This window comes from Microcoleus sp. CAWBG640 (assembly GCF_020883015.1).
Lineage (GTDB): Bacteria > Cyanobacteriota > Cyanobacteriia > Cyanobacteriales > Microcoleaceae > Microcoleus > Microcoleus anatoxicus.
Window position 1 is genome coordinate 13,636 of record NZ_JAHRFC010000019.1, and the last position, 24,123, is coordinate 37,758.

General features: G+C 44.2%; 21 protein-coding genes. 13 read left to right on the top strand and 8 right to left on the bottom strand.

The window, feature by feature from the left end:
- Positions 1–4: 4 nt before the first annotated feature.
- On the top strand, positions 5–1,438 hold the full coding sequence (locus AAFP11_RS12140) for a tail fiber protein (protein WP_341737302.1): 1,434 nt from the start codon (positions 5–7) through the stop codon (positions 1,436–1,438).
- A gap of 213 nt (positions 1,439–1,651) precedes the next feature.
- Here AAFP11_RS12140 and AAFP11_RS12145 read toward each other — a convergent pair whose 3' ends face one another.
- The 6 genes from AAFP11_RS12145 to AAFP11_RS12170 all read right to left on the bottom strand — a co-directional run bounded on the left by AAFP11_RS12145 (position 1,652) and on the right by AAFP11_RS12170 (position 7,819).
- Entirely contained in the window at positions 1,652–2,716 is a 1,065-nt protein-coding gene (locus AAFP11_RS12145) for a potassium channel protein (protein ID WP_341737303.1), read from the bottom strand.
- A 71-nt stretch (positions 2,717–2,787) separates the two neighbouring features.
- The gene (locus AAFP11_RS12150; RefSeq protein ID WP_341737304.1) at positions 2,788–5,331 is read right to left on the bottom strand and encodes an AAA-like domain-containing protein; all 2,544 of its coding nucleotides are present in this window, start codon (positions 5,329–5,331) and stop codon (positions 2,788–2,790) included.
- A gap of 19 nt (positions 5,332–5,350) precedes the next feature.
- A complete protein-coding gene (locus AAFP11_RS12155) occupies positions 5,351–5,875 on the bottom strand; it encodes a type IV pilin-like G/H family protein (RefSeq protein ID WP_341737305.1) in 525 nt (174 codons plus the stop codon).
- 117 nt (positions 5,876–5,992) lie between these two features.
- On the bottom strand, positions 5,993–6,511 hold the full coding sequence (locus AAFP11_RS12160; RefSeq protein ID WP_341737306.1) for a type IV pilin-like G/H family protein: 519 nt from the start codon (positions 6,509–6,511) through the stop codon (positions 5,993–5,995).
- 116 nt (positions 6,512–6,627) lie between these two features.
- Positions 6,628–7,188, bottom strand: a complete 561-nt coding sequence (locus AAFP11_RS12165; RefSeq protein WP_341737307.1) for an SPFH domain-containing protein — start codon at positions 7,186–7,188, stop codon at positions 6,628–6,630.
- Between the two features lie 88 nt (positions 7,189–7,276).
- Positions 7,277–7,819: an NfeD family protein gene (locus AAFP11_RS12170; protein WP_341737308.1), complete on the bottom strand. Its 543-nt coding sequence runs from the start codon at positions 7,817–7,819 to the stop codon at positions 7,277–7,279.
- 163 nt (positions 7,820–7,982) lie between these two features.
- Here AAFP11_RS12170 and AAFP11_RS12175 point away from each other — a divergent pair, with 163 nt between their 5' ends.
- The 5 genes from AAFP11_RS12175 (at position 7,983) to AAFP11_RS12195 (ending at position 13,150) form a co-directional block, all read left to right on the top strand.
- On the top strand, positions 7,983–9,368 hold the full coding sequence (locus AAFP11_RS12175; RefSeq protein WP_341737309.1) for an AAA-like domain-containing protein: 1,386 nt from the start codon (positions 7,983–7,985) through the stop codon (positions 9,366–9,368).
- Positions 9,369–9,792: 424 nt separating this feature from the next.
- On the top strand, positions 9,793–10,437 hold the full coding sequence (locus tag AAFP11_RS12180) for a type IV pilin-like G/H family protein (RefSeq protein WP_341737310.1): 645 nt from the start codon (positions 9,793–9,795) through the stop codon (positions 10,435–10,437).
- Between the two features lie 23 nt (positions 10,438–10,460).
- On the top strand, positions 10,461–11,234 hold the full coding sequence (locus AAFP11_RS12185; protein ID WP_341737311.1) for a sterol desaturase family protein: 774 nt from the start codon (positions 10,461–10,463) through the stop codon (positions 11,232–11,234).
- Positions 11,224–11,826, top strand: a complete 603-nt coding sequence (locus AAFP11_RS12190; RefSeq protein WP_341737312.1) for a rhodanese-like domain-containing protein — start codon at positions 11,224–11,226, stop codon at positions 11,824–11,826. The genes AAFP11_RS12185 and AAFP11_RS12190 overlap by 11 nt, the downstream gene beginning before the upstream one ends.
- A gap of 226 nt (positions 11,827–12,052) precedes the next feature.
- Complete coding sequence (locus AAFP11_RS12195; protein ID WP_341737313.1) at positions 12,053–13,150, top strand: iron-containing redox enzyme family protein; 1,098 nt, start codon at positions 12,053–12,055, stop codon at positions 13,148–13,150.
- 104 nt (positions 13,151–13,254) lie between these two features.
- On the opposite strand, the gene AAFP11_RS12200 is transcribed toward AAFP11_RS12195, so the two are convergent.
- Positions 13,255–13,974, bottom strand: a complete 720-nt coding sequence (locus AAFP11_RS12200) for an SAM-dependent methyltransferase (protein WP_341737314.1) — start codon at positions 13,972–13,974, stop codon at positions 13,255–13,257.
- A 448-nt stretch (positions 13,975–14,422) separates the two neighbouring features.
- Between AAFP11_RS12200 and AAFP11_RS12205 the strand changes: the two genes are divergently transcribed.
- The 5 genes from AAFP11_RS12205 to AAFP11_RS12225 all read left to right on the top strand — a co-directional run bounded on the left by AAFP11_RS12205 (position 14,423) and on the right by AAFP11_RS12225 (position 21,953).
- A complete protein-coding gene (locus AAFP11_RS12205; protein ID WP_341737315.1) occupies positions 14,423–15,094 on the top strand; it encodes a hypothetical protein in 672 nt (223 codons plus the stop codon).
- A 160-nt stretch (positions 15,095–15,254) separates the two neighbouring features.
- Positions 15,255–15,446 (top strand): hypothetical protein, encoded by a 192-nt coding sequence (locus AAFP11_RS12210; RefSeq protein ID WP_341737316.1) that lies wholly within the window; start codon positions 15,255–15,257, stop codon positions 15,444–15,446.
- 251 nt (positions 15,447–15,697) lie between these two features.
- Complete coding sequence (locus AAFP11_RS12215) at positions 15,698–16,555, top strand: M20/M25/M40 family metallo-hydrolase (protein WP_341737317.1); 858 nt, start codon at positions 15,698–15,700, stop codon at positions 16,553–16,555.
- Between the two features lie 162 nt (positions 16,556–16,717).
- Positions 16,718–20,794 carry a hydantoinase B/oxoprolinase family protein gene (locus tag AAFP11_RS12220; RefSeq protein WP_341737318.1) on the top strand — a complete coding sequence of 1,359 codons (4,077 nt, stop codon included), beginning with the start codon at positions 16,718–16,720 and terminating at the stop codon, positions 20,792–20,794.
- A 37-nt stretch (positions 20,795–20,831) separates the two neighbouring features.
- A complete protein-coding gene (locus tag AAFP11_RS12225; protein ID WP_341737319.1) occupies positions 20,832–21,953 on the top strand; it encodes a three-Cys-motif partner protein TcmP in 1,122 nt (373 codons plus the stop codon).
- Here the strand turns inward: AAFP11_RS12225 and AAFP11_RS12230 are convergent.
- Positions 21,934–22,722: a phage Gp37/Gp68 family protein gene (locus AAFP11_RS12230; RefSeq protein WP_341737320.1), complete on the bottom strand. Its 789-nt coding sequence runs from the start codon at positions 22,720–22,722 to the stop codon at positions 21,934–21,936. The genes AAFP11_RS12225 and AAFP11_RS12230 overlap by 20 nt on opposite strands.
- Positions 22,723–22,937: 215 nt before the next feature.
- On the opposite strand from AAFP11_RS12230, the gene AAFP11_RS12235 reads away from it, so the two are divergent.
- The gene (locus AAFP11_RS12235) at positions 22,938–23,585 is read left to right on the top strand and encodes a sigma-70 family RNA polymerase sigma factor (protein ID WP_341737321.1); all 648 of its coding nucleotides are present in this window, start codon (positions 22,938–22,940) and stop codon (positions 23,583–23,585) included.
- Between the two features lie 136 nt (positions 23,586–23,721).
- Positions 23,722–24,042 (top strand): 2Fe-2S iron-sulfur cluster-binding protein, encoded by a 321-nt coding sequence (locus AAFP11_RS12240; protein ID WP_341737322.1) that lies wholly within the window; start codon positions 23,722–23,724, stop codon positions 24,040–24,042.
- Positions 24,043–24,123 lie beyond the last annotated feature (81 nt).

A 24,123-nucleotide genomic window follows, 5' to 3' on the forward strand; every position in this document is an offset into this window, starting at 1 on the left:
CAAAATGCAGTCATTAAGAAGCAGTGGTAGGTTCAACAAAAAAGTCACGTCTTCCGACGGTAACAACGTTGTCACTGTCTTAGATTTTAATACCCTGAACTCAAAATTCTTGTTTTTAGAAACAGATTACATTTTGGGATTTCTTACGGTAATTGAAGATTGCAAAGTTACAGTTAGTTTGACTAGCCTTGCAGAGGCTTCTTGGCCAGATGTCGGACCCCTAGCTAGTCAGTCTGAACAAATGGCGGAGATCGCTCGCGTTCAGACAGAAGGTCAAAAAATTAGCCTAGGTCTTTACACTGCTAACGGAAACGAGCCTTGGAAGTACGCAAGTGAAGTTGTACTCCAAAACCAGGGATTTGAGGAAACCTTTGTTTCTATCTTAGTTCCTTTTTTGACGATGAATGAAACACTGTTGGTCGGCGGAGATTTTAAATTAGGAGTAAAAATTAATCCAAAATGGAATGCGCCACTAAAAATCAACGATTATTTGATAATTGAGGGAAGTTGGAGGCAAACGGTTGATTTTTCTAAAATTGAAAAAAGCGCAAACAGTGGGATAGATAAAATGAACAATTATACCGGAAGATTAACTGGGGAAGTTATTGGTTTTGGAGGTTCAAGCGCTCCAATCGGCTGGCTCTTGTGTGACGGCCGTGAAGTTTTGATAGCCGCTTATCCAAAATTATGGGAAGTTCTTGGAACTACTTGGGGTGCGCTAACTAACGGTTCCAATTCCGCGGGAGTCAGTCACTTTAGATTGCCTAATTTACAAGGGCGAACTCTGGTGGGCGCTGGGCTGGGGTCGGGATTGACGAACCGAGCGATCGGACAACTTTTCGGTTCCGAATCTCACGTTTTAAACACCAGTGAACTACCTTCACACAATCACACTCAAAACGCTCACAATCACGTCCAGGATGTGCACAATCACGCCCAGGATGCGCACAATCACACTCAAAACGCTCACAATCACGTCCAGGATGTGCACAATCACGCCCAGGATGCGCACAATCACACTCAAAACGCTCACAATCACGTCCAGGATGCGCACAATCACACTCAAAACCCCCACAGCCATACTTACAATTGGTTTGCGACTCCTAACGCTGTCAACGGACTCTCTGTAGCAGTAGGCAGTCTCAGTGCGCAAGCAAACATCGCTACCTCGGTGGCTGCTACCGCAACTAACAACGTCACCACCGCGACTAACCAAGTGGCTACTGCGACTAACAACGTCACCACCGCGACTAACCAAGTGGCTACTGCGACTAACCAAGTGGCTACCGCGACTAATCAAGTGGCTACTGCGACTAACCAAGTGGCTACCGCGACTAACCAAGTGGCTACCGCGACTAATCAGCCTACTGGTGGCGGCTCGGCTCATAACATTGTCCAGCCTTCGGCTGTTATAAATTATTTGATTTTCGCGGGTTGATTTGTACGCCCACGGTGTCTGTCACTGAGTGCGATCGCTTTCAGTGGCAGATTGACTTTTCAAAGTATTCGTAATCGAACGGTCGTGGGTTCAAATCCCACCATCGGCTTACAAAAAACCAGCTATTTTCAAGGGTTATACAGCATTCACGAGCTGTAGAACGTTTATTTTGTCTATGGTTTGTCTAGGACTTGTCTATGGTTTGTCTAGGACTTACGTGTGGTTTGGTGGGCGAGTCTGACGAGCTTTTAAGGGACTGAGGATTTGATTAAGTACGCGCAATTGTTCCGCAGTACCCAAACAAATCAGCATATCTCCTCCACAAATCGCGGTTTCTCCGGTTGGCCCGACAATCAAAGTCCCGCTAGCGCGCCGCACTGCTAAAACTAAGGCCCCCGATTGCGATCGCAATTTGGCATCTCTCAAAGTTTGTCCGACGTAGACACAACTCTTGGGATCTACCAGAAATTCTTCCATGTAAAAAGAACTCTCAGTACCTGTTAAAACACCGTCTACAAAATCCATAACTTGAGGGCGCAAAGCCGCTGCCGCCATCCGCTTTCCCCCAGTGATGTAGGGGGATACGACAGCATCGGCACCACCCCGCTGCAACTTCTGTACTGCTTCTTCTGTGGTGGCGCGGGCGATCGCCCGTATCTTAGGGTTCAGGGTTTTCGCTGACAGCACAGTGTATAAATTCTCAGCATCCGAAGGCAAAGCTGCTACGATACAAATTGCCCGATCGACTCCCACACTCAGCAAAATTTCATCGAGAGTGGCATCCCCTTGCACCGCCGTATATCCTAGGGCCAAAGCTGCCTCCACCGACTGCACCGCCGAATCTATCACCACAAAAGAGATATTTTCTGCCTGAAATTCCACAGCAATCTGACGCCCAGTGCGCCCAAAACCGCAGAGAATGTAATGCCCAATCAAAGAATCTACCAAGCGCCGTTGTTGCCTAATTCTTGCTCCTTCCTGAAAATATCCTTGAATGAGGGCTTCTGTAAAGCGGTTAACAATAAAACCAATAGCAATAACACCCATCAAAATTAGGCACATGGTAAACATTCGCCCGCGTTTACCGAGGGGATGAAGTTCGCCGTAGCCCACTGTTGCTAGGGTAAATACGGTCATGTAAGCCGCATCGAGTAACGACCATTGTTCCACAAGCCAATACCAGAGAGTACCAGTGCAGAAAATGCCACCAAGGGCGACGACACCGCCCATTAACTCTTTTTGCAGTCGCTGATATTTTTGTTCGAGGATAGAATACACCGATGGGGCTGACCTATTACCTATTATGTGCTACCAAGTTTAACTATTTTTGGCGTACTTATGGCGATCGATTAATATTCAGGCGATCGCACTTTTTCTCGATCGCTAATTCCGTCGCATAAATGGCGATCGCTTTGATTAACCAAAGACTTAACCTGAACATAATGGCGAGTTAAATTGCAACCCTGCGCCAGCAAATCATCCACATTCAAATTCCACAATATCACCGTACCATCAGCACTCGCACTGGCGATCGCCCTGCCATCGGGACTAAAACTCGCACTCCCCACCGCACTCTTGTGTCCCTTTAAAGTTTTGAGCAATGTACCATCAATTTTCCAGAGCCTCACCATTTTGTCTGCACTCGACGATACCAGCATTTGGCGATCGGGACTAAAACTAATATTTGTAACTTGGCTGGGATGTTTAAAAATACTCAGCAGTTTACCGTCTTTGCTCCAAATGCTGGCAGTTTTATCGTTATTTGCGGTGGCAAACATTGCGCCATATAAACTCAAAACTCTAGGCAAAGTTCTCTGATTATTTACCTTAGTCAATTGGTCAGATTGCCCTGGATTAATTTGAATCAACTTGCCGTCAACTTGCCAAGATTTAACTAGATTATCATCGCTCACTGAAATCAGCCTCTGACTATCGGCGCTAAAACTTATGCTTCTAATTTTAGCGCTATTGCTTTTTAATATAGCTTTTAAACTGCCGTTGACATACCAAATTTTAATCGTGTTATCGTCGCTAGGTATTGCCAGCATTTGACTGTCTGGGCTGAAAGTAACCAAACCTAACTTAGTGGTTGAAGTGGGAAAAATTATGCGCTGATTAAAACTGTAAACTACTTGTTCTAGTGCAGTCAAAACCCGGAGTTGGATATCTGATGTCACTCCGAGCGAACCCCTCATTTCTTTGACAGCCCGAAGGCTTTCTATTAAAGCTTCCGGTTTTTTGTCGGCTGCCAATAGGGTTTCGGAAAACAAACTGAGAGTCAGGATTTTGTTGTTTCTTTCCTCAATTGATGGTTTTATCCAAAAAGCAACAAGTAAGATTGAAATCAGTAATGCTGAACTTACCGTGAAAATTTGTACTTTCAGTCGTTCTTCACGCCAGAGTTTAAGTTGAGTAGCTTTTCTCAGTTTTTGCTCTGCGGTTAGTTGTTCTAATAACTGATTTTCCCGACGCAATAATTCTATTTCTGCTTGAGTTTGTTCTTCGCGATCGCGCAATTGGGCAAATTCAGCCTCTTGGCTAGCTGCTAAAAACTGATAATCTTGGGTGCTCAAGCTTTTACCAGCAGCCCATTCTCGCGCATCTTCCAATGCTTGACCGCGCAACAATCGAGATTCATCTTGACAATTTGATACTATCCATGCTGTTAGCGATTCAGCATAGGGGCGCAAGTCTCCTAGTGCTTTTTCAACCCATTTTTGGTTGAATATTGCTGCGTAAATTCGGTTAGATACGGTTAATTTTTCGCCGCGTTTTACTACTAATCCGCTGAGTCGCAATTCAGTTTGTTCGGAAGTATCGTCGGCGTCGATCCCCTCTGCCAGGGCGGGCACGGGGGCAGGGGTAGGCACGGGGGCACTACCCCTACAAATTTCTCCTTGACCTGAGAGTGCTAGTATTTTTTGATATAATCCTAATAACCTGCTGGCACGGTGCTGATTTCTGAGGAGGCGATCGCGAATTGTTTTCAAATGCACTGGCTCATCAGCAGCTTCCCAATTATCAATAATCTGAGATTGCACAATCTCCCTAATCAACAACTTTGCTCCTTCTTCCTTCTTATTTCCCCCCTTGGGGGGGGTAGGGGGGGGTTCTTCTTCTTTCCCTTGAACTATCAGTTTACACAACTTTTGAGTCAGAAACGGCTGTCCGCCCGTCCACTCCAAAATCTCTTGTAAAACTGCTTGAGGATTGTCAACTTTACCCTCAAGCCCCTTGACTAAAGGCAAAGATTCGTGTAACTTAAAACCCTGAAGTTCAATAGCTAGACCAATATTAAACGGCGTGCGAGTTGCATCACTCATTAAATCTGATGGCGTAGCAACTCCCAGCAAAGCAAATGTTAAGCGCTGGTATTCTGATTTGTGAGCGCGTTTGTTATAGCAAGACCGAATCAAGGCAAAAAAGTCATCTAGCGATTCTTTGAAACTGAGAATGCTATCAATTTCATCGATGAAAATGACAATGTTTTGAGGAATTTTGACTAGCAATAATTCTTCAATTAACTCTCCTAAACGTTGGACTGGCGACATCAATTCTCTGTCTCGCCACCAAGTCATAAACTCGACGGGGTTAAACAGGTTGAAATTGCACAAAAGCTTGTAAGCGACGCCACCGTACCATTTATCGAGGGAAACTTGCTGATTGCCAATATCCGAAAGGTCGATCGTAGCACAAGCAATGCCATCAGCCGAGAGCTTTTGTACAGTTCGCACCAGCAAACTAGATTTGCCCATTTGTCGGGAATTGAGCACGTAACAAAACTCTCCAGCTTTCAGGGCTTGATAAAGTTCCGAGTCAGCTTGTCGCACTACATAAGTAGGTGCATCTTGCGGGAGACTGCCGCCGATTTGGTATTGGTAATCGACTGTCATAAGCTTGCCTCTAGTTAGATTATTTGGTCACTGCTGTTGTCCCCGTTCCGCAAACTAATCTACTATTTTGAATTTTTGGAGGTAGGGGGCGAATTGTACCGAGTTCGTCAGCGCTACAGAGGATACTTTCTGTTCTGATTTCAGCCTCGCCATTATTTGACTTAGCTCGTATTACAAAGACACCTCCAATATAACTTTTAAGCTCCGGTTTTTTAGAGACTCCATAATTAAAACCAGCTTGCTTTGTAGCACGAACTGAATATTTGTAATTTGTGGTCTCGGTTTTAATGCCAATTCCCAAAGCATCAACAGAAGTGCTAAAAACACTTTTTTCTGCAAAATATGCTTGCTGAAATTTGTTCATTGAGCTAACATACAGTTTCGCTTCCGATTGCTTTGCCGTCCTAGCCTGACTTGGAATTGATATCTGAATAGAATATGGCAAAGTGATCGCACAAATTACTCCAATCACCATTAAAAGCAATAAGCATCCGCAACCGCCATAAGTTGCATTACTAAAAATTGATTCTTGATTTTTAGTCATGGTTTTGTCTCCTTAAAGGGTATATACAAGGCGAATTAAATTCAGCGAGGCAGAGCCTCTGGAACTGCGTTACCAGGAAGAGCCTGGTAACGAGGAATAATCTGGCATATACTTAGATTATTTTGTCACTTTTGTTGTGCCTTTGCCGCAAGCAATTTTACCATTTTGATAAGTAGGTTCTGCTGGTTTAATTGTACCGATAGAATCAGCTTGGCACAATATGGATATTGTCTTTATTTCATTCTTAGCAGCATTTGGCTCAACTTCTTTAGCAGGAACTACAAAGACACCGCCGACATCACTCCTAAGTTGTGGTTGCTTGGGTATTCCATAATTAAATGCTGTTTTTTTAGTGGTGCTGACTGAATATTTAAAGTTAGTTGTTTCTGTTTTAATACCAACTCCTAAAGCATTAACAGAAGTGCTAAAAACACTTTTTTCCGCAAAATATGCTTGCTGACCTTTGTTCAGTGCAGCAACATACTCTTTGCCTTCCCTTTGCTTGCTTGTATTGGTAGAATTCAGAAATATTGGCAAAACAAATGCGGGAGCTACTCCAATGCAGATTATAAACAATAAGCATCCGCAACCGCCATAAACTGCCTTATCAATAATAGATTCTTGATTTTTAGTCATGGTTTTGTCTCCTTAAAGGGTATATACAAGGCGAATTAAATTCAGTGAGGCAGAGCCTCTGGATCTGCGTTACCAGGCAGAGCCTGGTAACGAGGAAAATGAGTAAATACTAATCCCTAATATCGCAACTTTTGTGCTTCTTTTTTGTCGGAATATTCTGGTTTAATCGCTTTAGTGCCGATCGCAAAATCGCGCAATTCCACCCTCGTAAACTTCACACCCCACGGATCGGTGGTTGTATCCAACTCCTCCACTAAAGTATTATTGAGTTGATGACGAGCTGTATGAAGTTCCTCGACAGTTAATTTAGCAATCTGAGTCCGAATTGAAAGAATCAGCATATTTAGCATCGCTTCCTTGAGATTCTGCACCTTGTAAGAAGCTTTTTCTAAGTCAATGATTCGCCAGTACACAATAAATTCAAGGGTGATGGAAACCCGATCGCTAGTTGTGCATTGTTGCGGTGGTAGTTTTAACATTTGCTCGCGCAGAGTTTGTTTATAGGCGACTGTTTCGACAAACGGAATCAGAAATGTCAAACCAGGTTCGAGTTTTTTGCGATCGTACTTTCCGAAAATTTCAACTAAGGCTTCATCTCCTTGACGGACAATTTTAACACTGCTGGCTAAGGATACACCGGTGATTGCAAACAACACCATCAAAAAATACTGATACATAGTGAATCTCCTGGTAAATAATTAACAGTTGGTAGGGGCGGTGCCCCCGTGCCCGCCCTCTTAGTTGACTTGATGTGGCTACAAAGGTTTAGTTGTTGATGTGAATTAATTTGTCAGGTACAACAATCAGCGTGTTTCCTTCGCGGCGCAAAACGTAAACTTTTTGTCTGGGTGCGATTCCTTGGGAATCTTCATTGCGGGCTTTCCAAGAAGCACCTTCATAAATCACCATTCCAGTTTCTCCTGGGAAAATTTCGGAGATAGTTGTCGCTTCCGTTGCTTCGGGAATCACAAACTTTTTGCGAACAATGAAAATCGGTCGAATCCAGATACTTAGGGCGAGAGATATCCCCATCCAGTAGAATATCTGCCAGTCAAAATCTTCATACATTACGTTCGCCCAACTAAACTGAAATGCTACCGCTCCTCTCCACAAAATAAACGATGAAATTAGAGCAGCAGCGCCCATCATCAGCAGGTAAAACCTGTATTTTTGGGGCTGGGTTTTTTGGATAAATAGATCGATCGCACTTAGTACAACACCTAGCAGCAACCAAAAAATAGGCGGTGTGAAAGCGAAACCGGGTTGATTAGTGGCTAACGCCAGCGACCAAATTAGGATAGAATGCACAATGCTTTTACCTCGTTTTGATGTGATTCAACCTTGTTATTTCTTATCTAATCAGGTGGCTATTTGAGTTGGCGAGTGAGTTATTCGAGAATTCATCGACTTTTCATCGACTTTGGGACGCTTGGCATTTATGATGGTTTTAGTGTCTCGATCGTTATAAGCAATGGCTCGATCGCTCAGGCTGCGTCTCCAGTACATTCCCGCAGTTAAATCGTCTCTCCTGAGAAATGGCTTCCCCAGTCAGAAAATCTTGGCGGAGGATTTGGGGATAGCCCAATCTACTGTCAGCCATTTCCTGAATGGCAAACCTGTGGATTATGCCAATTTCATCGAAATTTGTCGCGGATTGGGTCAGGAATGGCGCGATATAGCCGATTTTGAGCTGGAATCCCCGCCCGATGAGGTGTTGCCAAAATCTGCAAAAATTGCGATCGCCCAATCCAACCCAAACCATGAATTAGCTGTCAATTTGAGCGCAATTCCTAGCATAAAACAGTCAATAATTCAACCCTTGCCAGCCGCAGCGCCAGAATTGCCGGGAGGACAAGTAGATTTAGTTTCTAGTTTCTATATCGATCGCCCTCCCATCGAATCTCGCTGTTATGAAACCATCAGCCAACCGGGAGCGCTGATTCGCATTAAAGCTCCGAGACAGATGGGCAAAACTTCTTTAATGGCGAGAATTTTGCATCATGCAGAACAGCAAGGTTCTCGCACGGTGGCGCTGAGTTTTCAACTAGCAAATAGGAGAGTATTCGCTAATTCAGATACTTTTTTGCAGTGGTTTTGTGCTAGCATTGGTCAAGAATTAGGAATGCTGGAACAGTTGCCTAAGTGTTGGGAATTAGCAGATTTGATTGGTAGTAATCAGTGCTGCAAAGCTTACTTTGAACAGTATTTGCTGTCAGAATCTTCACCGCCTCTGACATTAGGTTTGGATGAGAGCGATCGCCTATTTGAATCCCCGGAAATTGCCGATGACTTTTTTGGGTTATTGCGAGCTTTGCACGAAGAAGCAAAACGCCGCGATATTTGGAAAAAGTTTCGCTTGATTGTGGTGCATTCTACGGAAGTATATATTCCACTGGATGTGAATAAATCGCCGTTTAATGTGGGATTACCGATTGAATTGCCGGAGTTTAATGTGCAGCAAGTGCAAGATTTGGCAAAACGGCACGGATTGAATTGGAGTGCTGCTGAAGTTGCAGAATTGATGGGTTTAGTGGGCGGAAATCCTTATTTAGTGCGGCTGGGAATGTATCATATCTCGCGTCAAGATGTGACTTTAGATCGGTTAGTCAAAGAATCGGCAACTGAAGCCGGAATTTACAGCGATCATTTGCGCAGACATTTGTGGAATTTAGAGAAATATGGGGAATTAATGGAGGGGATGAGGGAGGTGACGAGTGTTTCCCAGCCTGTGCGATTGAAGTCAGAATTGGGGTTTAAGTTAAATAGTATGGGGCTGGTGAAGTTGGATGGAAATCATTGTATTCCGAGATGTCGCTTGTATGAGGAATATTTTCGCGATCGACTAAATGGCAAATAATTCTTACAAGACTTACGCCACGAGCCTTGCGAAGATCGAATTGGTGTTTACTTAAGACTAAAAACCTTGAGAAATCTCGTTTTTCCCGATCGTCTAGATCCCCCTAAATCCCCCTTAAGAAGGGGGACTTTGAGAGCGCTTCCAGTCCCCCCCTTAAGAAGGGGGACTTTGAGAGCGCTTCCAGTCCCCCCCTTAAGAAGGGGGGCTAGGGGGGATCAAAGTCGATGAGAAGTCGATGAGAACTCACTCATGTTCTCAAATAGTGACGTGATTTAATAGAAATATGGTAGAAAGGGCGATCGACCAGGTTGGCAAATCCTCGATCCAAGGTCAAAGAGGCGCTACCTCAAAGCCGAATCTCGCACATCTCCTAAGACAAATCATCGTCTAAAAACTTCTCGTGTCAAACATTTGGAGAACAACTATGCAACTCGAAGAAAAGCCTGAACTAAACCAAATTAACCAAAAATCGGAAGCTTTGGTAAAAACTTATCAACCCGATCGGCCCATCACAGAACCTAAATCTGTCGCCAAAAATTATCAGCCAGATTTGTTGCCAATAAAAAAACGTAAATCTGTGGCAGTAACGTTACTGAAAATAACTTTTCTGTATTTTCCTTTGGGTATAATACTTTCTGTGATAGTTGCTGCGATCGCGATCCCTGATGTGGCGAGTTGTGGCGGCAATAAAGCGAAGCATTCAGAAGCTAAGCAATATGTTGCCTCAATCAACAAAGGTCAACAATTTTATTATGCAGAGAACAATACATTTTCCAATTCCATTAGTCCCTTGGGTCTCGGCCTTAAAAATCAGACAACATACTATAACTATTCAGCCATAGCTACCAAAAATGCTGCGTTTAGTTATGGGGTAGCCCGCAGCGATAATCTTCTTAGCTATGTCGGGGCTGTATTTTTAGTACCTGTTTCCCAAGCAGCTAAAAATAAAATGACGACTGTATCCATTATCTGTGCAGTAAATTCTCCTGGGAATACCAAACCTGCTAATCCGATCCTTCTGAAGGCTGTTCCTGTCTGTGCTTCTGGTACAGAATTATTGATGAAGTAAATATCGACATTAATCAGCATCTCATGTTACTTGAAATTGTCAAAGGTTTCATCATCTTAGCAGCCATCTTCATTCCCATAGAAAGAATCTTTGCTTTACACAATCAAAAAGTCTTTCGTCGCGCCTGGAAAACGGATGTTATCTATTTTTTCAGTGGTCACTTTATTGGCAAAGCAACAGGTGCTATAATTTTGGCGATCGCCTTTTCTCATTTTCCTCCTATTGTCAACGTAGAACTCCAAAACACAGTAGCATCTCAACCTGTTTTGTTACAATTTTTAGAAGCAGTTATCGTTGGAGATATCGGCTATTACATTGCTCATCGGCTATTACATGAATTACCTTGGCTGTGGCAATTTCATGCAGTTCACCACAGCATAGAAGACATGGATTGGCTAGCAGCAGTGCGAGTACATCCCTGCGACCAAGTATTTACGAGAATCTGGCAAATAATTCCCCTATATTGGTTGGGATTTAGTCGAGAAACTTGGGCAATCTATGTTCTTTATTCGGCTGCGATCGCCTTTTTAATTCATGCTAATATTAAAGTCAAATTTGGGATATTAAAATGGTTGATAGCAACGCCACAATTTCATCACTGGCATCACAGTCAAGTTCCCCTCGTACCCAACAAAAATTTTGCTGCTCAGTTTCCTTTGTTAGATTTGCTATTTGGAACCATGTATATGCCGGCGAAAAAAATGCCTCATAAATATGGTATCTCTGATTCTATACCTGCTGGATATGTCCGACAAATGTTTTATCCATTTTTAAGGATGATGAAAAATGCTAGATGAAAATTCAAAACAAGGTATTAATCGCTATTCTCGCCTGTTGCTGGTAATTATGATGGGATTTGGCTTGATGAGTGTTGCTTCTTTGAGTGCAGTTGCGCTCTTTAATCACATGGATGTTCCCACTTTTATTGCCAGTTTAAATACCAAACAAGTAACTGTTTCCGAATTGCAGCAAGGTAAGTTGAAGCCAGTGATTTTGATAGATGTGCGATCGCCTGAAGAATACGCCGAAGATCGCATCGGTGACAGTCCGCTGGTTCCCCTAACTGATATTGAGATGGGGTTCGGGGCTAAACAGGTTCAAGCCATTGTCAAAGCTAGAGTTAAATCCGATCGACCTCAGCCAATAGTTGTACTGTATTGTGCTAGAGGAGGGCGATCGATTAAAGCATACCACAAATTGGAAAAAATGGCTCAGTATTCCCAAGAGATTCCGGGAAATAAGACTCAACAAAATCAGGATATGCCCTTTAATTTTGTTGTCCTTTCCGGCGGTATCAAAGCGTGGCGACAAGCAGTGCCTGCTCAAAAAGATGCCATGATTTTAGGCAGAATTACTGGGGCACAGAAAGCAACTATCAAAAGTAATTAGCTAAGAATTAGCATAATTTAGGCGAGTACAACAAGGGAGGTGAGAGATTGATTTAATTTTACGCTTGCATTACCTAGGGGATAAGTCAAATATCTATCAAGAGAAAGGTGTATTGGGCAAACAGATTAGCTATTTTGAATAGTAGTAGCGGCAATCCTCAGCAATCGGTAAAGATTGGCTGTTTGGGTCAAGAGTAAACTGATTAAAATTAGCATAATTGGATTTCATGCACAGCACCCTAGATCTATCATCAAAAACTGAATCGTCGAGTCTGCAAAAGCAACAAATAACAGCTACAAACTACGAAACAGCAGAGCAGCAATTTGTCAACTTGTTAGATGTTGATGATTTAGACAAAACGGTGGTGGCAAAACCGTTAGTTGTCAGTGACTTGGAAAGTGCGATCGCAGTGGCTGTTCGATCGGCTTACCAGGAATCCTCAAGCGATGATGCGGCACACCGCTTTTTGCAGCGGGTGCTGTACCGCATCAACAGACTCAACTTATTTTGGTACGACGATTTGCGTCACTACAACAACGAGCGATCGCACTATTTGCGTTCCGTGCGCGATCGGATTGAGGAACCTTGGCAACAGTGGGAACTGGCACACATTGACCTCCCACGGCTGTACCAGTTAGATGTTAAGCAAGCCCTACGCGATCGCGCGGCTGCTGATGTCGATCCTCCGCTAACTCAGGCCGATCGCTATTTGCGGGAAGAGATGACTGTAGAGGGATATAGGCACTTGCTGGCGATCGCCTCTTTCGATGGTTTAGTAGAAGCTAGCCGCCTTTCCCGCATCCTCGGCGGTGCCGCCAACGAAATCCAATGTACCCTGACACGGGTGCTGATCGAAGAATACGGTGGCGGTCGTCTCGCCCGCAAGCACTCGACCTATTTTGCCCAAATGCTGGCAGAATTCGGCATGAGTACGCAACCGGAAGCATACTTTGATTTAGTGCCTTGGCAAGTGCTCGCCAGCGCCAATCACAACTTCTTGCTGACGGAACGCAAGCGCCATTTTCTGCGCTACAACGGCGGACTGACCTATTTTGAGGTAGCTGGGCCCGTCGCCTACAGGAATTATCTCGCTGCCGCCCAGCGTTTGGGTCTTTCCCAGGCTGCCATGGGTTACTGGGAACTGCACATCAGAGAAGACGAGCGTCACGGGCGCTGGATGTTGGATGAAGTAGCTCTGCCACTAGCGGACAAATACCCGGAGGATGCCTGGGAACTGGTGTTGGGCTACGATCAGGAGAAACTGATCGGCGATCGGGCTGGGGCTGCTGTGGTGCGATCGATCCAAACCGCCGAACAAAATTAACAGGTAGATGGGGATTGGCCGTTGGGTAGGGGCGGGTTCACCCCACAATCTAATAAACCCGCCCCCACCCATAAAACAATCTCCGATCGATCCGTGCTGTACTTTTACAACACAGTCATCAACTGCATTAACTCCCCAGATAAATCCCTGTGGGACTTTTGCTGCTGCTTAAACAAAACACCGGCCAGCAGATAGATGTTTCGAGAATAAAAAGCCTTTCCCTGTTCTCGGAGAGTGGCGATCGCATTTTTCACCTTGGGCTCCGAACTGTAGTAGCCAAAACTCAAGGGTGAGATCTCAAAACCCGCCACGGAGTAACCTTGAGCCAAGCCATAATCAATCAAACCCAGCGGATTAGAATAGCTAGAAACCATCAGTAAAACTTTTTCACATCCCGTAGACAAAAGTCGCTTAGCAATGGTCGAGCCATCACTGCCACCATGCAATAGTGGCTGGTAAATTTTGTCATCCGCAGCGGGCAGATAAGGCGGATTTGAAATCAAACAATCCGCTTGCTTATATAAAGGTGAATCAAAAAAAGAGCAATTGTGAACGACATATTGTTCGCTCAGTTCATATTCTCGAATCTGAGATTGAGCAATTTTCCAAGCCACATTATTTAGCTCAAAACCGTGAATTTTTCCCTCAAAGCTAGTTCTCAACAAAGACTTAATAACTGGGCTTCCCTCTCCCGAACCAAACTCTACGACGAGTTGAGAATTGTCGCTAGCATTTAACACTAAATTTTCCAGGCACTGCGAGTAAAAATTAGATTCTTCAGGACAGTGGAATACCTGTTTCAGAGGGTAAGAAGAAGTGAGCATATAATATGTAACAAGAACTACTTTTTTTCAATTTAACGAATTAGCAATATTCAAACCATCTGTCGGAAGGGTTATCTTAGGCAATTCGGAAATCGATCTTTTGTGATTGTCGTAGCAGCCCTCAACAAATAAGTGTTACTGCCTAACTGTTCTCATCAATAAAGCTAAAAAAATATAATAAAAAGAGTAAAATTAAGGCGATTTCCCCAAATATTCCTAAAGATGAATGGCGAGCCGATAGCGGAAGTTATAAGGTAGAAGCTATGAACTTAGAGGGGTAATTGTTCAGTGGGTAAATCATCAATGGAAATGGGCGAACTTTCATCTTTTATTTTCATTATTTCCCACTGAATGTTGGAAAAATTGCAGGTTGTGCTGTAAACTCGACCCTGCGGTTTGGGAATATTAAGCGCTCGCAGAACTCTACAAGGAAAAAGCAAGCACGATCATGAAATCTTCTAAATTGTTGAAGTTTGTTTTAACAGGCGCTTGTACTTTTAGTCTAGCCACGGTTGGCTTGGGAGTGCCTGCTTCTGCACAGTCGGGAGGGGGCGGTGCAGGTACTGGTGCGGGTACGACTGGTACAAATGGTACTAATAGTACCGGTGCTAGCTCTACTGGCACCACGGGTACCGGCGCGGGTACAAGCGGTAGCACGAGTACGACTGGTACGACTGGTACGACTGGTACGACTGGTACCGGTGCTAGCTCTACTGGCACAACGGGTACCGGCACCACGAATACGACTGGTACAACTGGTACGAATGGTACGAATAGTAGGGGTACAACCGGTACAACTGGCACAACTGGCACGAATGGTACAACCGGTATCACTGGTACGGGCGCTACAGGTACAACTGGTACAAATGGTACAAGCGGTACGGGAACCAGCGGTGCGGGTACTACAAGTACAACGGGTACAACTGGCACAACTGGCACAAGCGATATCGGTGCCGACGCTACAGGTACAACGGGTACAACGGCAGCACCCGCTGGGGCCAATTCTGGTGTTTTGAGTGCGAGGCGCGATCGCCCGCATAATTACGGGTGGCTTGGTGTCTTCGGCCTCTTTGGTTTGCTCAATTTGTTTCGGAAAAGGGGTACACCTTCCCAACTTTAGTGGCGCGATCGCGTCCGTTTTTTCACCCATGCCCTGAGTGGGATCTATTTAACAGACAATCTCGCACGATCGCACTTTTGCCCGCCATCGGTAAATAATTCTGGCGTCGCCATGCAGCATAGGCGATCGTGCTTTGGAAAACTTAGAGGCTTAGAAATTCATGAATCCACTTAATCGTTCAAATTTTTTCAAACAATTGGCTACTTTTACCGGCATTGCTGGCATTAGTTCCTTAATGGCCCTGCCGGGAATCGCAGAATTAAACCCGCATCCTCAGAGCTTTAATCAGTCTGGCGATCGAGTTTTGGAGCTGGCTCAAAACAGTCCCAACAGGGACAAGATGCGGATGTGAAAGCTTGGGCAACTAATATTTTGCCTAACCTTCAGGCACACTTACAAATGATTAACCAGATGGCGGGAAATACCAACAATCGTTAATCTTAGGTCTAGTCCGATCGCCTTAAATGCGATCGGACTCAACTTGTCTCTGACTTGATTAAAATTTAAGACTTAAAAATTTATATAAATTAATATTTTTTGACTGATTAAACTTCCCGATCAAACAGAATATAATTTGATTCTACTCAGCGTATACCAGCCTGCATGAATCTTAAAGAACGCTTGCACAGTCATCTGATTCAAATTGTACGCGATCGCCACCCATACCTCGCATCAGGTGGACATTTCTATGTCCAGCAATACATCCGCGAACAGTTCGCACAGTGGGGAACTGTAGAAGTTGACGATTTTGCGGTGCGCGGCCGGATTCATCACAATTTGATTTTGGATTTACCCCCCCTCAGTCCCCCCCTTGCTAAGGGGGGGAAGCAAGAAAAGCCGATCGTCATTGGTGCCCATTACGATACAGTACCCGGTACGCCTGGGGCCGATGACAATGCTACTGGGGTGGCTGTTTTGTTGGAACTCGCAAGGGCGATCGCACTTCAACCTCTCAAATATCCAGTGAAATTAGTCGCCTTCGATATGGAAGAATCCGGCTATTTCGGTAGCAAGGATTATGCTGATAAGTTAAAAGCACAAAAACAGTCCCTTCGGTTGATGATTTCTTTGGAAATGTTGGGTTATTGCAACCACAATCCCAACTCCCAAAAGTATCCTACTGGATTGAAATATTTTTATCCCAATTCTGGCAATTTTATTGCTTTAATTGGTAATCTGCGGACTGTTCCAGATTTGATTAATTTGAGTGACAAAATTCGCAAATCTGGTCAGTTGTGCGAGTGGTTGCCGGTGCCGAATCGAGGTTTAATTGTGCCGGATACTCGCCGCAGCGATCATGCTCCTTTTTGGGATAATGGTTATCCGGCTATCATGGTGACGGATACGGCTAATATGCGCAATCCTCACTATCATCAAGCTAGCGATCGGATTGAAACTTTGGATTTAGATTTTCTCGCAGGTGTTTGTGGGGGGCTGATTGAGGCTATTCGACATTTATAGGAATTTTAGGGTAACGAACCGCGAAGGTGCAAAGGGCGCGAAGGAAGAAAAGAAAAGTTATGATTTTTATGAGTGGAAAGTTATGATTTTTATGAATTGACTTGCTGGTAATTTTGTTGAATAATTTTAATTTATTCTCATAGTATAGTTGAGGAAAAAATTATGAATGCTGATTTTGTCGATCGCCAAAGCTGGCAATTTTGGATCGATCGCGGCGGTACTTTTACTGATATTGTAGCTAAAAATCCTGATGGTAAACTAATTATTCACAAGTTGCTATCGGAAAATCCCGATCGCTACACAGATGCCGCAGTTCAAGGAATTCGGGATATTTTGGGAATTCCGACAGATGTTCCGATTCCCGCGGCCGCAATTGCAGCGATTAAAATGGGGACGACGGTGGCGACAAATGCTTTGCTGGAACGAAAGGGCGATCGCACGCTGCTGTTAATTACTAAAGGTTTTGGCGATGCGCTGAGAATTGGCTACCAAAACCGCCCGAATATCTTCGCGCGTCAGATTGTGCTGCCGGAAATGTTGTACGATCGAGCGATCGAAGTTACTGAACGCTACAGCGCCACAGGTGAGGAGTTAATTGCTGTTAATTTCGATTTTATCCCATCTTTGCAGCAAGCCTATGATGATGGAATTCGCAGTTGTGCGATCGTATTTATGCACGGCTACCGTTACTGGGAACACGAACAACAAGTGGCTGAAATTGCCAAGCAAATTGGCTTTACCCAAATATCAGTATCTCACGAAGTTAGCCCGCTGATGAAATTAGTTTCGCGGGGAGATACTGCGGTTGTCGATGCTTATTTATCTCCCATTTTACGCCGCTATGTCGAACAAGTAACCAATGAATTGATCGAGGCAGAGCCTCTGGATCTGCGTTCCCAGGCAGAGCCTGGGAACGAGGAACTCCCTTCCCATTCCCCCTCCCCTTCTTCCGATTCCCCCCTAGGGGGGGGCAGGGGGGGGTCAGGAAATAGTAGCCCAATGCCCAATTCCCCATTCCCTTCTTCCGATTCCCCCCTAGGGGGGGGCTGGGGGGGGTCAGGAAATAGTAGCCCAACTCCCAATTCCCCCTCCCCTTCTTCCGATTCCCCCCTAGGGGGGGGCAGGGGGGGGTCAGGAAATAGTAGCCCAACTCCCAATTCCCCATTCCCTTCTTCCGATTCCCCCCTAGGGGGGGGCAGGGGGGGGTCAGGAAATAGTAGCCCAATGCCCAATTCCCCCTCCCCTTCTTCCGATTCCCCCCTAGGGGGGGGCAGGGGGGGGTCAGGAAATAGTAGCCCAATGCCCAATTCCCCATTCCCTAAATTAATGTTTATGCAGTCGAATGGCGGCTTAGTTGATGCCGCCCAATTTCAAGGAAAAAACAGTATTTTATCTGGCCCGGCTGGGGGAATTGTCGGCGCAGTTAAAACCAGTAAACTCGCTGGTTTTGATAAAATTATTACCTTTGATATGGGCGGAACTTCTACGGATGTTGCCCATTTTAATGGGGAATATGAACGAGAATTTGAGACAGAGATTGCTGGTGTCAGATTGCGATCGCCCGTGATGGCAATTCATACTGTAGCAGCCGGCGGTGGTTCCATTGTATTTTTTGATGGCGCCCGTTACCGCGTTGGGCCTGCTTCTGCGGGGGCGAATCCTGGGCCTGTTTGCTATCGGAAAGGTGGCCCTTTGACGGTGACTGATTGCAATGTGATGTTGGGCAAAATTCAGCCGGATTTTTTCCCGAAAGTTTTTGGATTGGATGCAGATTTGCCGATCGCCTCTGATGTTGTCAGGCTAAAATTTGTGCAATTAGCGACGGAAATTGGGGGCGAGAGGACACCGGAACAGGTGGCGGAGGGTTTTTTGGCGATCGCCGTGGAAAAGATGGCTAATGCGGTGAAAAAAATCTCGCTTCAGCGCGGTTATGATGTTTCGGAATATACATTGTGCTGTTTCGGCGGTGCGGGGGGCCAACACGCTTGTGCGATCGCCGATGCTTTGGGTATGAAACGGGTATTTATTCACCCCTATGCGGGGGTGTTATCCGCCTATGGTATGGGTTTGGCTGATGTGCGGGCTATGCGCGAAAGGGCGATCGAGCAACAATTAAGTCTCGATTTAATTAATGATTTGCAGCCTATTTTGGCAGAATTGGAGGCTGAAGGAAGGAGGGAATTGAACCGCAGCAGCGCCGAAGTGGCAGAGGAAAAGGCAGAGGTTTTAGTTATTAGCAAGCTGCACTTAAAATATCAGGGAAGCGATTCGGTTTTACCAGTAAATTTCGCTCCCACTATTGAGATAATGCAGGCTGAATTTGAAGCAGTCCACCGACAGCGTTACAGTTTTATTATGCCAGAAAAAGCGCTGATTGTGGAAGCAGTTGCGGTGGAAGTTGTAGAAACAATGGATGTGCCGGATAGGTCAATAATTGCCTCTGATTGTGACACAGGCATCTTAGCGGTGCAACCAATTTCAACAGTCGAAATGTATGTGGCTGGTGGCTGGCGGGAAACTCCTGTGTATAAAAGGGAGAATTTGCGATCGCACGACTGCATTACTGGCCCAGCCTTGATTGTCGAACCCACGGGAACCAATGTCATTGAACCGGGATGGGAAGCGGAATTAACTTCCAGAAACGATCTCATTTTGAACCGCAGATGCAGCCAAATAAACCCAGATCGTCCCCGTTTATCTACGGTTGAAGCAGATCCGGTGTTGCTGGAAATCTTTAATAATCTGTTTAGGGCGATCGCCGAAGAAATGGGCATCACTTTACAAAATACATCTTCATCAGTTAACATCAAAGAACGCCTCGATTTTTCCTGCGCCATCTTCGACCAAAACGGGCAATTAGTAGCCAACGCCCCCCACATTCCCGTCCATCTCGGATCGATGAGCGAAAGTATTTCAGCTTTAATTTGCGCAAAAAATGCTACTCTTAAACCGGGAGATGTTTATGTGTCGAACAATCCCTACAACGGTGGCACGCACTTGCCAGATATCACCGTTATTACCCCAGTATTTGATAATACTAATTCTCTGCCTCTATTCTATGTAGCCTCGCGAGGACATCATGCCGATATTGGCGGCATCACTCCCGGTTCCATGCCTCCTAACAGTACGATAGTAACTGAAGAAGGCGTATTGCTGGACAATTTTCAGCTAGTAAAGGAGGGGAAATTCCAAGAAGCACAATTACTAGAAATTATAACAACTGGTAATTTTCCTGTGCGCAATCCCACTCAAAATATAGCCGATTTGCAAGCACAGATTGCCGCTAACAAACGCGGTACTGAAGAACTTATCAAAATGGTAGAACATTACAGATTGGAAACAGTGCAAGCTTATATGGGCTTCGTCCAAGACAATGCTGAGGAGTCGGTACGCAGGGTAATTGATGTGTTGCAAGATGGCGAATTTACCTATGGGATGGATAGTGGCGGACAGATTAAAGTAGCCATCACTATTGACAAATCAGCCCGCAGTGCCAAAATAGATTTTACTGGTACTTCTCCTCAACAAATCAACAACTTTAATGCTCCCGCAGCAGTGTGTAAAGCCGCTGTTTTGTATGTTTTTCGCACCTTAGTAGATGACGATATTCCTCTGAATGCAGGCTGTTTAAAACCTCTAGAAATCATCAATCCCGTAGGTTGTATGCTGAATCCGCGCTATCCGGCGGCGGTAGTTGCAGGTAATGTGGAAACTTCCCAAAATATTACCGATGCTTTGTATTGTGCGTTGGGAGTGATGGCGGCTTCCCAGGGAACTATGAATAATTTTACCTTTGGAAATCAGCGCTATCAATATTATGAAACAATTTGCGGTGGTTCTGGCGCTGGTGCAGATTTTGATGGTACTGATGCGGTGCAAACTCACATGACTAATTCCCGTTTAACCGATCCAGAAGTGTTGGAATGGCGCTTTCCGGTACTGTTAGAAAGTTTTGCTATTCGGGCTAATAGTGGCGGCAATGGATGTCATCGCGGCGGGAATGGTGTGGTGCGGCGAGTGCGGTTTCGGGAGGCGATGACGGCGGGGATTTTATCGGGGAGGCGGGTGATTTTTCCCTGCGGTTTGAATGGGGGAGAAAACGGTGTTTTGGGACGGAATTATGTGGAAAGGATTGATGGGAAAGTTGAGGAGTTGGGGAGTACGGCGACTGTGGAAATGCAGGCTGGGGATGTTTTTGTCATTGAGACTCCTGGGGGTGGAGGTTATGGTAATATGTAACAATAGTAAAATGAACTAGAGTCTAGAGGTAACAGTCATGGCTGATAATTCTTTTTTTGATGAATCCAGAGATAATTCTTTAGTGAAATCAGAAATAGTTGCTAAATACTTTAGGGCTTGGGCAAATGTAATGATTCGTCAAGCCAAAAACAGAAAAACAAATATTGCCTACGTCGATTTATTTTCTGGCCCTGGTTCTTATAAAGACGGTTCTAAGTCTACTCCATTACTGATATTGGAACGTGCTATTGCCAATCCAGATATGTCACAAATGTTAGTAACGTTATTTAATGATAAGGACTCAAATAATACTCGATCTCTTCAGCAGGCTATAGAATCAATTCCAGATCTAGGAAAATTAAAGCATAAACCAATAGTTTTGAATAAGGAGGTTGGAGAGGAAATCATTCAAGAAATCAAAAAAATCAATAATGTTCCTACACTATTTTTCATTGACCCTTGGGGTTACAAAGGCTTGTCTCTAAAACTTATTGGGTCTATCATTAAAGGTTGGGGTTGTGATTGTATATTCTTCTTTAACTATAACAGAATTAATCCGGGGTTAAATAACCCAAAAGTAAAGGAACACATGAACTCTCTCTTTGGCAAGGATAGAGTAGATTCCCTTCGGACAGAACTAAAAATGCCACCCGAACAAAGAGAGTCAATCATTGTTAATGCTATTTGTCAAGCTTTAAAAGATGTTGGAGGGTCTCACGTTCAAGATTTCTGCTTCAAAAATGTTAGTGGTAGCCGTACTAGCCATTATCTTATTTTTGTATCTAAGGATAAATTAAGTCACTCAATCATGAAAGACATTATGGCTAAAAAAAGCTCCATTTTTACTCAAGGAGTACCCTCTTTTGAATACAATCAGAGTCAGGCACCGATTCAGCTTTCACTCTTTGATTCTCAACCCCTTGATGACCTTGAAAATACGCTACTTCATGAATTTGCTGGTCAAACACTGACGATGGAAGCAATTTATAATCAGCATCATGTTGGCAAGCGTTACATTAGTAAAAATTACAAGGAAGCTCTGCGGAAACTAGAACAACAAGGTAAAATTATAGTAGATCCACCTGCGAGTAAACGAAGAAAGTACAAAGGAGAAATTACCTTTGGAGAGCAGGCGAAAGTTACATTTTTACCAAAGTAGGTATTACTACTTTATTTGAGTTGCGACTCCCACTCAAAGTGTATCGATTCCATTTCTTTTGGTGTTTTTCCCATGCTTCTGGCATTTCATCCCAAATTTTATCATCAAGAAGTCTCCCAGCAGCTTTAGGTGTTCTACCTCCCCATTGCTTGAAGAAAAACGCGACTTCAGCATCTTTACACTGTTGTCGGATACTCTCAACCCATTCTGATTTCATCGGACGGTGTTTTTGTCCCGATTCTCCCCCAACAATTACCCAATTAATGTCTGTTAAATCGAGTTCTAAAGCACCTAAAAGCGGTTCGCAGGATAGAAATCTGACCTTTGCAGGTACTTGCCGCAAACAATCAATCCTGTTAACATATTTTTGATTTTCAACAGAAACTCCCATCCAAATATTATCATGCCATTCTAGTTCATCTGCTAGTTCGCGAAGGCGATCGTGTCTTTTGGTCAGAATTTGATATACGTGCCAAGGTGTTTCTCGAATCACTTCAAAAACTTCTTTTAAAAATGAAATTGGCACTTCTTCGTGAAATAAATCGCTCATGGAATTTACGAAAATCCGGCTCGATTTTCGCCAGCGTTTTGGTTCTTGCAATCGATCGCGATGCAGTGTTAAATCAAAGCCGTTAGGAAAATTAGTATGGAATCGCTTTGTTAATGCTTCCGCATAACAATGCGCGCAACCTGGACTGACTTTATCGCAGCCAGTTGTTGGATTCCAGGTCCGATCGGTCCATTCTATACCAGTATTAATGCTAGACATACAATAACTTTACCATTAATAAAAGTTTTTCGGCGCTACATAAATACAATTAAAATATACTAATTGAAATTTATTCAGCCTTGCCTACAACTTAATTATATAACTAATTGACTTAAATATCAACAATATTTTAATGCAATAATTTAAGGCACTTGCATTAAATGTATATCGTGTTGTAAAATCGTGCTGCACCAGCATATATTACCAAAACAATTGTGCAAACACCTAATTTTTCCGAATTCAACCATCCTGTGGTCAAATCCCTGTTCCATCACAGCGATCGCCAATTATTGACCCTGTTTCAAAATCATCCCGATCAGGGTAAGTTCTTTACGGCAATTTTTTGCCGCTACGCTCAAATAGTACATTCCCTAATTCGCCATTCTGTGCGATCGCCTGTCCAAGGAGATTACCTATTCGCCCACACTTGGCTGCACATCTATCACGAACTCCGAGGCCTCGATTTGCGCCGGGAAATCCAAGAGTCTGATGGCGACAATCTCAGTCTGCAAAACTGGCTCATTAATGTCACCGCTATCTGCATAAATCAAGCCGAATTGCCTCCTGTTGAGACGATTCATTATTCTTTGCAATCCGCTCCACCTCCTCTCTGGTGTTACCTCAAACAAGCCTTAGAATTGTTAGCACCCCTACCACGTTTAGTTGTGTTGATGGCTCAGACTTTCCGCTGGAGCGAAACCAGAATTGCTGCTTATTTACAAGCAGAAGGTGAAGCTATTTCGCCGGCTCAGGTAAGGGCTTTACTGCAAAAAGGATATCAAACTCTGGAATCAAATTTGCCCGATGATATTCGAGCTATTTATCTCGATGAAAATCTTGACTATCAACAGGCACTTGTTTAGATATACACATTTACTGTAGTAAAAATAACACCATCATAAACCCGCCTTTTCTAGTTCTAGGGGCGGGTTTTACCCGAAATTTTTGCTAGAACTAACAGCATACTAAACCAGCCCTTTCGCGAATACAGAGGAAAAAATGGCAGTTTATCAAGTTCGGTTTGTAAATCAGGAACTAGCGCTCGATCGCACGATCGCCGTACCAGACGACCAGTATATCTTAGATATGGCAGAAGATGCCGGCATTCGCTTGCCCAATGGATGCAAGCAAGGAGAGTGTTCTGCCTGCGTTGTCAAGCTGCTTAGTGGCGAAATCGACCAAAGCGAACAAAAGTTTTTGAAGTCCTCAGAATTGCAAGCTGGCTACGCTGTTACTTGTGTAGCTTACCCGCTTTCTGACTGCACTTTGTTAACTCATCAAGAACAAGTTTTGTATCAAACATCTCTTTATTTGAAGTAATATCGTTGACCGTTGGATCGGAATGATTTAACCACAGAGAACGCAGAGAACACAGAGGGAGATAACAGAGATCAATAATTC